This window comes from Paraburkholderia phytofirmans OLGA172 (assembly GCF_001634365.1).
GTDB lineage: Bacteria > Pseudomonadota > Gammaproteobacteria > Burkholderiales > Burkholderiaceae > Paraburkholderia.
Genome location: NZ_CP014578.1, coordinates 4,548,459 through 4,561,852, shown reverse-complemented (window position 1 = coordinate 4,561,852; position 13,394 = coordinate 4,548,459). Strand labels below are relative to the sequence as shown.

At 59.8% G+C, this 13,394-nt stretch carries 12 protein-coding genes; 11 read left to right on the top strand and 1 reads right to left on the bottom strand.

The window, feature by feature from the left end; translation table 11 throughout:
- The first annotated feature begins 590 nt into the window (after nt 1–590).
- From AYM40_RS20090 to AYM40_RS20045, 10 genes are all read left to right on the top strand, one after another.
- On the top strand, nt 591–1,136 hold the full coding sequence (locus tag AYM40_RS20090; RefSeq protein ID WP_063497711.1) for an ATP synthase subunit I: 546 nt from the start codon (nt 591–593) through the stop codon (nt 1,134–1,136).
- A gap of 161 nt (nt 1,137–1,297) precedes the next feature.
- Nucleotides 1,298–2,149 carry a F0F1 ATP synthase subunit A gene (gene atpB, locus AYM40_RS20085; protein WP_063497710.1) on the top strand — a complete coding sequence of 284 codons (852 nt, stop codon included), beginning with the start codon at nt 1,298–1,300 and terminating at the stop codon, nt 2,147–2,149.
- Between the two features lie 93 nt (nt 2,150–2,242).
- Entirely contained in the window at nt 2,243–2,512 is a 270-nt protein-coding gene (gene atpE / locus AYM40_RS20080; protein ID WP_007180033.1) for a F0F1 ATP synthase subunit C, read from the top strand.
- A gap of 138 nt (nt 2,513–2,650) precedes the next feature.
- Nucleotides 2,651–3,121: a F0F1 ATP synthase subunit B gene (locus AYM40_RS20075; RefSeq protein WP_063497709.1), complete on the top strand. Its 471-nt coding sequence runs from the start codon at nt 2,651–2,653 to the stop codon at nt 3,119–3,121.
- A 2-nt stretch (nt 3,122–3,123) separates the two neighbouring features.
- Complete coding sequence (locus tag AYM40_RS20070; RefSeq protein ID WP_054038574.1) at nt 3,124–3,663, top strand: F0F1 ATP synthase subunit delta; 540 nt, start codon at nt 3,124–3,126, stop codon at nt 3,661–3,663.
- A 58-nt stretch (nt 3,664–3,721) separates the two neighbouring features.
- Nucleotides 3,722–5,263 carry a F0F1 ATP synthase subunit alpha gene (atpA, locus tag AYM40_RS20065; protein ID WP_063497708.1) on the top strand — a complete coding sequence of 514 codons (1,542 nt, stop codon included), beginning with the start codon at nt 3,722–3,724 and terminating at the stop codon, nt 5,261–5,263.
- Nucleotides 5,264–5,402: 139 nt separating this feature from the next.
- Complete coding sequence (gene atpG / locus AYM40_RS20060) at nt 5,403–6,287, top strand: F0F1 ATP synthase subunit gamma (RefSeq protein WP_054038570.1); 885 nt, start codon at nt 5,403–5,405, stop codon at nt 6,285–6,287.
- Between the two features lie 102 nt (nt 6,288–6,389).
- Nucleotides 6,390–7,784, top strand: coding sequence for a F0F1 ATP synthase subunit beta (gene atpD / locus AYM40_RS20055; RefSeq protein WP_063497707.1), 1,395 nt, complete (start codon nt 6,390–6,392; stop codon nt 7,782–7,784).
- Between the two features lie 203 nt (nt 7,785–7,987).
- Nucleotides 7,988–8,413, top strand: a complete 426-nt coding sequence (locus tag AYM40_RS20050; protein ID WP_063497706.1) for a F0F1 ATP synthase subunit epsilon — start codon at nt 7,988–7,990, stop codon at nt 8,411–8,413.
- A 238-nt stretch (nt 8,414–8,651) separates the two neighbouring features.
- Nucleotides 8,652–10,382: an AMP-binding protein gene (locus AYM40_RS20045; RefSeq protein WP_063497705.1), complete on the top strand. Its 1,731-nt coding sequence runs from the start codon at nt 8,652–8,654 to the stop codon at nt 10,380–10,382.
- Nucleotides 10,383–11,257: 875 nt separating this feature from the next.
- Here AYM40_RS20045 and AYM40_RS20040 read toward each other — a convergent pair.
- Nucleotides 11,258–12,055, bottom strand: a complete 798-nt coding sequence (locus AYM40_RS20040) for a transporter substrate-binding domain-containing protein (protein WP_063497704.1) — start codon at nt 12,053–12,055, stop codon at nt 11,258–11,260.
- Nucleotides 12,056–12,273: 218 nt separating this feature from the next.
- On the opposite strand from AYM40_RS20040, the gene hemE reads away from it, so the two are divergent.
- A complete protein-coding gene (gene hemE, locus AYM40_RS20035; protein WP_063497703.1) occupies nt 12,274–13,374 on the top strand; it encodes a uroporphyrinogen decarboxylase in 1,101 nt (366 codons plus the stop codon).
- The last annotated feature ends 20 nt before the right edge of the window (nt 13,375–13,394 follow it).

Genomic DNA, 13,394 nt, shown 5'->3' with positions numbered 1-13,394 from the left:
CAGTTGGATTCCTGAGTATATGTTGCGGTTAATAATTAGGATTCCGGCATATTGGCGTGCGCTGTCGTTTTCCCGCTGATGCCGGGATGGTCGGGTCGTGCAGAGATTTGAGTTGGTAGTGCGGACGTTGCTGCTTGCGGGGTGGCCTGACCGCTCGCGGCGTCGATCGTCCGGCACGAAGGGCGGCCCCCAATCTTGTTTGGTCGCAATGGAGAGGGCCACGGCCTGCACTTGCCGTCGTGCTCCTACCCGGCGCCGTCCTTTATGTCCACCAAAGCTGGCAAAAACAGTCGTCTGTTGCATATTTGAGACGTCTTCAGCAGCGTCGAAACGACGCATCCGCGCACTTCAACCGCCTCGATTCATCACGCATGTTTTGCCGCCCCCCGACCGCCTTACATTTGTCGTGTACACGTCGCCCGAGATCACGTTCCCGCATCGTGAAGGCCGTTTTCACACTGGTTATTGAGCGGCCTAAAGTCTTGAATTGCCTGCAACTATCGCTTACAATCGCCCGGATTTAATTGCACGGCAACCCCGTAAGCGCAGCGTAAGCACGCGGGCTGGAACAAGACTTTCGGAACACTGCGATGGCGGTTAAAACGTCGAATCAAGCGCCGAAAAATGGGCGTGACGACCTCCGCGCTGAACGCACCGCTTCCGATGCGTCCACCGGTCAGCACGCTACAACTGACGATGCGTGGGATGTCGAGCAACAAGATAACAATATCGTTCCGCTCACCCGGGCCGAGGCTGAAAAGTTGTTTGGCCCCAGTGTGAGTCGTCCATCGCGCGTCACGCCTTTTAAGGTCGTGGCGGCGCAAATGGTTTTGTCCCTGGGTGCTACGCTGGTTTGGTGGCTGTTCTACAAGCCGCCGGGCGCTGCTGCGCTGTCCGCGTTCCTGGGGGGGGCGATCTGCTGGGTGCCGGGCGCGTTGTTCGCGGCACGTCTTAGAACGCTGAGCGGCGCCGAAACAGTGATGAGCTGGATGATCGGCGAAGCGCTCAAGATGGGGACAACGATCGCGATGTTTGTAGCCATCGCCTTCTGGTATCACGACGTACGCTGGGTGCCGCTGCTCGTGACCTACCTCATCGCGCTCAAGACTTACTGGATCGCCCTCGCGTGGCGTTAAGGTAGTAGCAGAGAGTAGCAGCACAAAATTCAGGCTGGCGCGCAGCGCTGGCGTAAGGAGTGCGGATATGACACGATCCGCACCCGGCATGTTCCCGCAATACAGAATTGCGGCGGGACCGGCCTAAGACGATTTTCGACAATTTGGGTGGCATTAACGATATGGCAGCTAGCGAAGGCACGCGCGCTCTGGATCCGTCCGAGTACATCGCGCACCACTTGCAGAACTTTTCCACCGCGCACCAGACGTCGATTTTCGACATTCACGTGTGGAATCTGGACACCCTTTTCTGGTCGATCGTTTGCGGTCTGGCCACGATCGCCATCCTGCATCTCGCAGCCCGCAAGGCGACGTCCGGCGTGCCGGGCCGTTTCCAGTGCGCGATCGAAATGCTGGTCGAGATGGTCGAAGATCAATCGAAGTCGATGATCCACGGCTCGCGCACCTTCATCGCACCGCTGGCACTGACCGTGTTCGTCTGGGTCGCGTTGATGAACTCGCTCGACTTCATCCCCGTCGACCTGCCGGGCCGCGTGATCGGCTGGCTGGGCCTCTCGGAAGTCATCCCCCATCACCGCATCGTGCCGACCGCCGACCTGAACGGCACGCTCGGCATCGCGCTCGGCGTGTTCGCGCTGATGATTTACTACAACTTCAAGATCAAGGGCGCAGGCGGCTTCGTGCATGAACTGCTGTCGGCTCCGTTCGGCGCGCATCCGCTGCTGTGGATCCCGAACCTTGCATTGAACATCATCGAGTTCGTCGCAAAGACGGTTTCGCTCGGCATGCGGCTGTTCGGCAACATGTACGCGGGCGAGCTGTTGTTCCTGCTGATTGCTCTCCTCGGCAGCATGTGGGGTTTCGGCGCGGACGCGTCAGTGCTCGGCTTTATCGGCCACGTCATCGCAGGCACGGTCTGGGCGATCTTCCACATCCTGATCGTTCTGCTGCAAGCGTTCATTTTCATGATGCTGACGCTCGTGTACATCGGACAGGCACACGACACCCACTAATCACGGCGTGTCGAACGACGAATTGTTTTTAGTTTTGTTTTATTAAATCCCAGTTCCAACCAGTTCTAAAAGACTTTTCACAAAGGAGTGATCATGCAAGCTTTCATCGCCAACATCCAGGGTCTGACCGCCATCGGTATCGGCATCATCATCGGCCTGGGTGCAATCGGCGCCTGTATCGGTATCGGCCTGATGGGCGGCAAGTACATCGAAGCATGTGCTCGTCAGCCGGAACTGATGAACCCGCTGCAAACCAAGATGTTCCTGCTGGCTGGTCTGATCGATGCGGCGTTCCTGATTGGCGTTGGTGTGGCAATGCTGTTCGCGTTCGCGAACCCGCTGCTGTCGAAGCTGGCAGGCTGAGGTTCCTCGGAAGTTTGCGCCTGAGCTATAACTGGTAAAGGCGCAGGGCGGAACGGGCACTTGGGCGCTGATCGAATACAGAATCGATGAGCGCCTTGCCGTTTCACTTTCCGAACTAGCAACGTTTAAGGAAACACCGTGAATCTCAACGCAACCCTGTTTGCGCAAATGGTCGTGTTCCTGATCCTCGCGTGGTTCACGATGAAGTTCGTGTGGCCGCCGTTGATCAACGCCCTCGACGAGCGCTCGAAGAAGATCGCTGACGGTTTGTCGGCTGCTGAAAAGGGCAAGGCGGAACTCGAAGCCGCCCACAAGCGCGTCGACCAGGAACTCGCTCAGGCACGCAACGACGGTCAGCAACGTATTGCTGACGCCGAAAAGCGCGCAGTGACAGTCGCTGACGAAATCAAGGCTCAAGCACAAGCTGAAGCCGCTCGCATCATCGCGCAAGCGAAGGCCGACGCGGACCAGCAAGTCGTGAAGGCTCGCGAAGCGCTGCGCGGCGAAGTTGCCGCACTCGCCGTGAAGGGCGCTGAACAGATCCTGAAGCGCGAAGTCGACCAGGCAGCTCACGCTGACCTGCTGAATCAACTGAAAGCCGAGCTCTGATCATGGCCGAACTTGCAACCATCGCCCGTCCGTACGCAGAAGCGCTGTTTGGCGTGGCCGAAGCTGGTGACATCGCCGCCTGGTCCACGCTCGTGCAGGAGTTGGCACAGGTTGCGCGTCTGCCCGAAGTGCTGTCGATCGCCTCGAGTCCGAAAGTGAGCCGCGCACAGGTCAGCGATCTGCTGCTGTCCGCGGTCAAGTCGCCGCTCAAGGACAATGCGCAAGCGAAGAATCTGGTGCAAATGCTGGTCGATAACCATCGCCTGCAATTGCTGCCGGAAATCGCCACGCAGTTCGAAGAGTTGAAGAACGCCCGCGAAGGGGCGGCAGATGTGCTGATCGTCAGCGCATTCCCGCTCGAAGGCGCGCAGTTGAACGAACTCGTCGCAGGTCTCGAACGCAAATTCAAGCGCAAGCTGAAGCCGACGGTCGAAGTCGACTCGTCGCTCATCGGCGGCGTGCGCGTGACGGTTGGCGACGAAGTGCTCGATACCTCGGTCCGCGCGCGGCTTGCCAGCATGCAGACGGCTCTGACGGCCTGAAGCGCCCGAGGCGCTTCAGCGGCTGGCACGCAACAGAATTGACTATCAGGAGCGAATAATGCAACTCAATCCCTCTGAGATCAGCGAGCTGATCAAGAGCCGGATCCAGGGCCTTGAAGCGAGCGCAGACGTTCGCAACCAGGGCACCGTGATCTCCGTGACCGACGGTATCGTGCGTATCCACGGCCTGTCGGAAGTGATGCAGGGCGAAATGCTCGAATTTCCGGGCAACACCTTCGGTCTCGCACTGAACCTCGAGCGCGACTCGGTCGGCGCCGTGATTCTGGGTGAATACGAGCACATTTCGGAAGGCGACATCGTCAAAACGACGGGCCGCATTCTCGAAGTGCCGGTGGGTCCGGAACTGCTCGGCCGCGTGGTCGATGCACTCGGTAACCCGATCGACGGCAAGGGCCCGATCAACGCAAAGAAAACCGACGCAATCGAAAAGATTGCTCCGGGCGTGATCTGGCGTAAGTCGGTTTCGGAACCGGTCCAAACCGGTCTGAAATCGATTGACGCGATGGTGCCGGTTGGCCGTGGCCAGCGCGAGCTGATCATCGGCGACCGCCAGTGCGGCAAGACCGCAGTCGCAGTCGACACGATCATCAACCAGAAGGGCAAGAACCTCTTCTGTATCTACGTCGCGATCGGCCAGAAGGCTTCGTCGATCATGAACGTGGTGCGCAAGCTGGAAGAAACCGGCGCGCTGGAATACACGATCGTCGTGGCCGCTTCGGCTTCGGAATCGGCTGCGATGCAATACCTCGCACCGTACGCTGGCTGCACGATGGGCGAATACTTCCGCGACCGCGGCCAAGACGCCCTGATCGTTTATGACGACTTGACCAAGCAAGCTTGGGCATACCGTCAGATCTCGCTGCTGCTGCGCCGCCCGCCGGGCCGCGAAGCTTACCCGGGCGACGTGTTCTATCTGCACTCGCGTCTGCTGGAGCGTGCTGCTCGCGTCTCGGAAGAGTACGTCGAGAAGTTCACGAACGGCGAAGTGAAGGGTAAGAGCGGTTCGCTGACGGCACTGCCGGTCATTGAAACGCAAGCAGGCGACGTGACCGCATTCGTTCCGACGAACGTGATTTCGATTACCGACGGCCAGATCTTCCTGGAAACCGACCTCTTCAACGCAGGTATCCGCCCGGCAATTAACGCCGGCGTGTCGGTGTCGCGCGTGGGTGGTGCGGCTCAAACCAAGGTTGTGAAGAAGCTGTCGGGCGGTATCCGTACCGACCTGGCTCAGTACCGTGAACTCGCTGCGTTCGCGCAGTTCGCCTCGGACCTCGACGAAGCCACCCGCAAGCAACTGGAGCGCGGCCGCCGCGTGACGGAACTGCTGAAGCAGCCGCAATATCAGCCGCTGCAAGTGTGGGAACTGGCGGTTGCGCTGTTCGCCGCGAACAACGGCTACCTCGACGATCTGGAAGTTGCGCAAGTGCTGCCGTTCGAAAAGGGCCTGCGCGATTACCTGAAGTCGAAGCACGCTGACCTGGTCAAGCGCATCGAAGATACCAAGGAACTCTCGAAGGACGACGAAGCCCTGCTGCATACGGCTCTCAAAGACTTCAAGAAGTCCGGCGCTTATTGATCTGCGAGTGATCCTCAAGGCCTAAACGGACCTTGAAGCGGCGCGGGCCGCAGGCAACTGAACCCGCGCTGCTTCGATCGCTTTGCATGGGACCCGAGTAAGCGCTGAAGCGCCAACTCGGGCCGACAAGGAGCAAGCAATGGCTGGAATGAAGGAAATTCGCGGCAAGATCAAGAGCGTGCAAAACACGCGCAAGATCACGAAAGCGATGGAGATGGTGGCCGCATCGAAGATGCGCCGCGCTCAGGAGCGCATGCGCGCTGCTCGCCCGTATGCCGACAAGGTCCGCGATATCGCTGCGCACATGAGCCGTGCGAACCCGGAGTATCGTCACCCGTTCATGGTGTCGAACGAAGGCGCGAAGGCGGCCGGCATCATCCTCGTGACGACCGATAAAGGTTTGTGCGGTGGTATGAACACCAACGTGCTGCGTGCGTCGCTGCAGAAGTTCAAGGAACTGGAAGGCCAGGGCAAGACGATCGAAGCAACTGCAATCGGCACCAAGGGTCTGGGTTTCCTGAACCGTCTGCGCGCCAAGGTGGTGTCGAATGTCGTCCATCTGGGTGACACGCCGCATCTGGAAAAGCTGATCGGCGCGGTGAAGGTGCAGCTCGACCTGTACTCGGAAGGCAAGGTTTCGGCGGTGTACCTCGCGTACACGCGCTTCGTCAACACGATGAAGCAGGAGCCGGTGATCGAGCAACTGCTGCCGCTGTCGGCAGATCAGTTCGAGCGCAAGGACGAAGACGGCACGACGCCGAGCACGCAGTGGGACTACATCTACGAGCCGGATGCACAGGCCGTGGTGGACGAACTGCTGGTGCGTTATGTCGAAGCGCTGGTCTATCAGGCCGTCGCGGAAAACATGGCATCGGAGCAGTCGGCACGAATGGTCGCAATGAAGGCCGCTTCGGACAACGCGAAGACGGTCATCAACGAACTGCAGCTCGTGTACAACAAGAGCCGTCAGGCCGCGATCACGAAAGAACTGTCGGAAATCGTCGGTGGCGCAGCAGCAGTCTGATCTTGACGGTCAGGCACGCCGCTTCGTGTGCGCCTTTGTGGCGCACCCCACCGAAACTGCGCCTTTGCGCGAGTGAAGAATTGAGTATCTAAAGGAAAAGCGATGAGTACTACTGCTTTGGTAGAAGGCAAGATCGTACAGTGCATCGGCGCGGTGATCGACGTGGAATTCCCGCGTGACCACATGCCGAAGATTTACGACGCGCTCATTCTCGAAGGTTCGGAACTGACCCTCGAAGTCCAGCAGCAGCTGGGCGACGGCGTTGTCCGTACCATCTGTCTGGGTGCATCGGACGGTCTGCGCCGTGGCACGGTCGTGAAGAACACGGGCAAGCCGATCAGCGTGCCGGTTGGCAAGCCGACCCTCGGCCGGATCATGGACGTGCTGGGTCGCCCGATCGACGAAGCCGGCCCGATCAACTCGGACGTGGTTCGCGGTATTCACCAGAAGGCTCCTGCGTTCGACGAACTGTCGCCGTCGACGGAACTGCTAGAAACCGGCATCAAGGTTATCGACCTGATCTGCCCGTTCGCCAAGGGCGGTAAGGTTGGCCTGTTCGGTGGCGCCGGTGTGGGCAAGACCGTGAACATGATGGAACTGATCAACAACATCGCCAAGGAACACGGTGGTTACTCCGTGTTCGCCGGTGTTGGCGAGCGTACCCGCGAAGGGAACGACTTCTATCACGAAATGAAGGACTCGAACGTTCTCGACAAGGTCGCGCTGGTGTACGGCCAGATGAACGAGCCGCCGGGCAACCGTCTGCGCGTTGCGCTGACCGGCCTGACGATGGCTGAGCACTTCCGTGACGAAGGCCTCGACGTGCTGTTCTTCGTCGACAACATCTACCGTTTCACGCTGGCAGGCACGGAAGTGTCGGCACTGCTCGGCCGTATGCCGTCGGCAGTGGGCTATCAGCCGACGCTGGCTGAAGAAATGGGTAAGCTGCAAGAGCGTATTACGTCGACCAAGACCGGCTCGATCACGTCGGTGCAGGCCGTGTACGTCCCTGCGGATGACTTGACCGACCCGTCGCCGGCTACGACTTTCGGCCACCTGGACGCAACCGTCGTGTTGTCGCGTGACATCGCTTCGCTGGGTATCTACCCGGCAGTGGACCCGCTCGATTCGACCTCGCGTCAGATCGACCCGAACGTGATCGGCGAAGAGCACTACGCAATCACGCGCGGCGTGCAGCAAACGCTGCAGCGCTACAAGGAACTGCGCGACATTATCGCGATTCTGGGCATGGACGAACTGGCGCCGGAAGACAAGCTCGCCGTGGCGCGCGCTCGTAAGATCCAGCGTTTCCTGTCTCAGCCGTTCCACGTCGCTGAAGTGTTCACGGGCTCGCCGGGCAAGTACGTACCGCTGAAGGAAACGATCCGTGGTTTCAAGATGATCGTTGAAGGCGAGTGCGACCACCTGCCGGAACAAGCGTTCTACATGGTCGGCACGATTGACGAAGCCTTCGAAAAGGCCAAGAAGATCCAGTAAAGGTCGGGTGTAACGAAGCGGGCGCCGGCCTCGCGCGGATCGATACCTGCACGGTATCGGAACGCCAAGCCGGCGCCTCTTACTACGCTCAACCCAGCCTTGCATGGGACCCGAGTAAGCGCGAAAGCGCCAACTCTGGTCGAGCTTTGCATGGGGCCAGAGTAAGCGCTAAAGCGCTAACTCTGGTCGACACAGGAGTCGATATGGCAACTATTAAAGTAGACGTCGTCAGCGCGGAAGAGCAGATCTTCTCGGGCCAGGCGAAGTTCGTCGCGCTGCCGGGCGAAGCGGGTGAACTCGGCATTTTGCCGGGCCACACGCCGCTTATCACGCGGATTCGTCCGGGCGCGGTGCGCATCGAAGTTGAAAACGGCGAAGAAGAGTTTGTGTTCGTCGCCGGCGGCATTCTCGAAGTCCAGCCGGGCGCAGTGACGGTTCTCGCCGACACGGCCATTCGCGGCAAGGATCTCGACGAAGCCAAGGCCGAAGATGCACGCAAGCGTGCGGAAGAAGCGCTGCAAAACACGGGTTCGAACCTCGAATACGCCACCGCGCAAGCGGAACTGGCGTACGCGACGGCTCAGCTCGCTGCGATCCAGCGTTTGCGCAAGCTGCGCGGTCAGAAATAAGCCGTACGTATCAGAGAAAAAGCAGCCTTCGCGGCTGCTTTTTTTTGACCTCTACTTGACGTTTACGGAAAGGTGAGCAGAATCGTAGGCTCGGATCAGGCCTTGAACAAGCGCAGCAGCCAGGGCTGCTGCAGAGGGCGGGTAACACTTGATGCCGGACGGACATACGCCGGTGGCACAATCGGTTTCAAATCCATTTCAATCGGCTGGGCGAGCTTCCGCTCACGGAGACAACACCATGGCAACCCACCTGTCAGGCGAAGGCGCACTCATCGAACCCAAGGACAACCTGTCGTATGTTCGCGGGTCCACCGAGATCCCGTTGAGCGAAGCACCGGTAGGCCAGTTTCTGCGCGACACCGCGGCGCGTTTCCCTGAGCGCCCGGCCGTGGTGTTTCGTGAGCAAGGAATCAGCTGGACATGGAAGGAGTTCGCCGAAGAAATCGACGTGCTGGCGGCCGGTCTTCTCGCACTCGGCATCGTGAAGGGCGACCGCGTCGGCATCTGGTCGCCGAACCGGGTGGAATGGCTGCTTACGCAGTTCGCGACGGCACGCATCGGCGCCGTGCTCGTCAACATCAACCCGGCTTACCGGCTCGCGGAACTCGAGTACGCCTTGAACAAGGTGGGCTGCAAGGCGATCATCGCGGCCGAGCGTTTCAAGACGTCGATGTATCTCGAGATGCTGCAGGAGCTCGCGCCGGAGCTGGCGACGCAAAATCCGGGCGAACTGCGCGCCGCTCGCCTGCCCGATCTGCGCTACGTGATCCGCATGTGCGACACGGAAACGCCCGGCATGCTGACCTTCTCCGACGTGATCGAGCAGGGCCGCGCAACACTCGACGTCGCAAAACTCGACACCATCGGCGCGACGCTGTCCTGCCACGATCCAATCAACATTCAGTTCACCAGCGGCACGACAGGCAATCCGAAGGGTGCGACGTTGACGCATAGGAATGTCGTCAACAATGCGCGCTATATCGCGATGGCGATGCGTCTAACGGAGCAGGACGGCTTGTGCATTCCCGTCCCGCTTTATCACTGCTTCGGCATGGTGCTGGCGGTGCTTGCGTGCGTATCGGTCGGCGCGAATATGGTGTTCCCGGGCGAGGGCTTCGACCCGGCTGCAACGCTCGCGGCCGTCGCCGAAGAGCAGTGCACCGCGCTGCACGGTGTGCCGACCATGTTCATCGCCGAACTCGATCATCCGGATTTCGCCACCTACGATTTCTCGCGTTTGCGCACGGGCATCATGGCCGGCTCGCCGTGCCCGATCGAGACGATGAAGAAGGTTGTCGCGAAGATGCATCTGAGCGAGATCACCATCGCTTATGGCATGACGGAAACGAGCCCGGTGTCCTTCCAGAGTTCGACCACCGACCCGCTCGACAAGCGCACCACGACGGTCGGCCGTATCCAGCCGCATCTGGAAGTGAAGATCGTCGATCCGCTCGGCAACATCGTGCCGGTGGGGGAAACGGGCGAACTGTGCACCAAGGGCTATTCGGTGATGCAAGGCTACTGGGGGGACGAAGCGAAGACGCGGGAAAGCATCGTCGAAGGCTGGATGCATACCGGCGATCTGGCGACGCTCGACGCCGACGGCTACTGCAACATCGTCGGCCGCCTGAAGGACATGCTGATTCGCGGCGGCGAAAACATCTACCCGCGTGAGATCGAAGAATTTCTGTTCCGCCATCCGAAAATCCAGACCGTGCAGGTGTTTGGCGTGCCCGACGCGAAATACGGTGAGGAAGTGTGTGCGTGGATCGTATTGCGTTCAGGAGAGCAGGCCACAGCCGAGGAAATCCAGCAGTTCTGCCAGGGCCAAATCGCCCACTACAAGGTGCCGAAGTACATCCGCTTCGTCGACGAATTACCCATGACGGTGACCGGCAAAGTGCAAAAATTCGTCATGCGCGAACGGATGATCAGTGAATTGAAGGTGCAGGAAGACAAAACGGCCTGATGGTCATGCTGGTTCGGCGCCGCACGAAGACTCGCGTGGCGCCGGCCGACATTTTGAGGGAAACCGTTTGCTGTGACAGGGCGCCGTGAGCGGGGGAACGCGCGGTTTGAAAACCGCAAATCGGCCCGCTGAAAAGCTCGCAAACGTTTGACCAGACGAAAAAAAAGCGGGCCTGGAGCCCGCTAAAAACCACACGCTACGGGGTTAGCGCGAGGAGACCAATGATGGAACCAACTGAGACGACGACCCTGCGTCGACTACGGCCCCAGCAGGGATGCCCCTTCACAGGGCTTCGGCATACGCCGACCGGCAAGTGCATCGTATCCGCTCACACCACGCACCCCGCCACATCCGTGTTGAAACCGTTGAGGGCATTGTGGGCGAATTAACCTACCAGCACGGTAACAAAGTGTTTCAGGTTGTAACGCCCGCCAGATAAGGCGTTGAGGGATTTATTTCCAATCCGAAACGTTTTAAACGTATTTTTTACCTATGACTGTTGGGCTATTTCATACGATTGATTGATGCTATTCGCGATGCATATCGCGGCGTAATCCATTCAGTCGATTCCGCATGAACTAGTTGCATGCTCATCCTTTTCTGGACGAATCGGCTGTAATACTGCCGCTTTTCCAGCCTTGCGAAGCCCGTCCGTTCGCGGACAAATGCGCGCGCTGCACTGCAACACCCCACGCGTGCGCTAAAGACGCCCAAGTGGCCGGTTCGTTGACCCCTCTGTTCAACCGGATCGTTCAGATTTTTGCTTAACACCTTGGCGTCTGGTTACATGATTGTGTCAACCATGCGGACCTATTAATCAATCAAGCCGCATGGTTTTTCCGATTGGGCAGGATGCGGGCGGCACCCCGCAACCTTTACTTCAGCCATTTATCCGAGATCGCCTGGTACTCGCCGGTTGCTCGCGCAAGGTGCAACCACTGATCGACGTACTGCTGGAATGTCACATCGCCGCGCGGCAGCAACCAGGCCTTCTCGCCATACTGAAACGGTTTGTCCGGATGCACCGAGCAGAGACCCGGATTCAGCTTTTGCTGCAACAAGGTCTCCGACGCATCCGTCACCATCACGTCGGCCTTGCCGGCGAGGATCTGTTTGAAGATCGTGACGTTGTCGGGATAGACGGTCAGGTTCGCGTGCGGGAAATACTGCTTGGCGAAACGCTCGTTGGTGCCGCCCGGATTGACGATCACGCGGGTCTCCGGCTGATCGATATGCGCTACCGTTTGATATTTGCTGACGTCGTCACACCGGACGATCGGCGTTTTGCCGTCGATCATGTACGCCTGCGTGAAAAATGCGCGCTTCTGCCGCTCGAGCGTCGGCGAAACACCGCCCACGCCGATATCGCATTTTGCGACGAAGTCGTTCATCAGGTTCGGCCATGACGTTTTGACGAATTCCGCCTTTACGCCGAGCGATTTGGCGAGCGACTCGGTCATGTCGATATCGATGCCTTCGAACTGGCCGTCTGCCTTGTAAAACGAATACGGCTTGTAGTCGCCGGTCGTACAGGCACGCAGCGTGCCGCGCGTGAGGATTTCGTCGAGCCGTGAGGGCGCCGCGGCGGTGGCGCTGGTCTGCGCCTGGGCCACGCCTGCGTGCATCAAAACACTGGCCAAAATGCCGAGCAGTGCGAGTGCTGCCTTGTTCATCGAGTCTCCTTGGTTGTGCGTAATTGTTTGGTAAGGCCGTCGGATGATAGCCCGGTAATTCGCGCTTGAACATTGGCCGTTCAGCTGGGCCATGGCGCCGCACGGGGCAGCAAAAAAGCTGGCCGCAAGCAAGGTGCGCCACAGTTATTGCCCGCATCAAGCGCGATGCGGCCAGCCGGGTCCGGTAAAATGCTTCTTTGCCTTCAGTCGTATGCAACGTGGCCCATAAACTCCTGAACGACACTTTCCTGCGCGCGCTGCTGCGCCAGCCGACCGAGTACACGCCGATCTGGCTGATGCGGCAGGCTGGCCGCTACCTGCCGGAATACAACGCCACGCGGGGTCGCGCGGGCAGTTTTCTCGGCCTGGCGAAGAACCCGGCGTACGCAACGGAGGTCACGCTGCAGCCGCTCGAGCGCTATCCGCTCGACGCCGCGATCCTGTTCTCCGACATCCTGACGGTGCCGGACGCCATGGGTCTGGGTCTCGAGTTCGTCACCGGCGAGGGCCCAAAATTCGCCCGGCCGGTGCGCACGGAAGATGATGTGGCGCGCCTCGCGGTGCCGGATATCGACGCCACGCTGCGCTACGTGACCGACGCGGTGCGCGAAATCCGCACCGCGCTGACCGACGCGCAAGGCCGTCAACGCGTGCCGCTGATCGGTTTTTCGGGTAGCCCGTGGACGTTGGCGTGTTACATGGTCGAAGGCGGCGGGTCGGCGGACTTCCGCACGGTCAAATCAATGTTGTACGCGCGCCCGGACCTGATGCACCGAATTCTGGACGTCAACGCGAAGTCGGTTGCGGCGTACCTGAATGCGCAGATCGAAGCCGGCGCGCAAGCCGTGATGATTTTCGACACGTGGGGTGGGGCGCTCGCTGACGGCGTCTACCAGCGCTTCTCGTTGCAGTACATCCAGCAGGTCGTGAGCCAGTTGAAGCGCGATCACGACGGTGAAAAAGTGCCGGTGATCACCTTCACGAAGGGCGGTGGCTTGTGGCTCGACGAGATCGCCGATAGCGGCGTGGATGCGGTCGGTCTCGACTGGACCGTGAACCTGAGCAAGGCGCGCGAGCGCGTGGGTAGCAAGGTGGCGCTGCAAGGCAATATCGACCCTTCAGTGCTGTTTGCGCCGCCGGCTTCGATCCGCATGGAGGCGCGCGCCGTGCTCGACAGCTTCGGGAATCATCCCGGCCACGTTTTCAATCTCGGCCACGGCATTTCGCAGTTCACGCCGCCGGAGCACGTTGCCGAACTCGTGGACGAAGTCCATCGTCATAGCCGCGCAATTCGCAGCGGCGCGCATGCACCAACCTGACGCCGTAATCGCTGCCACTT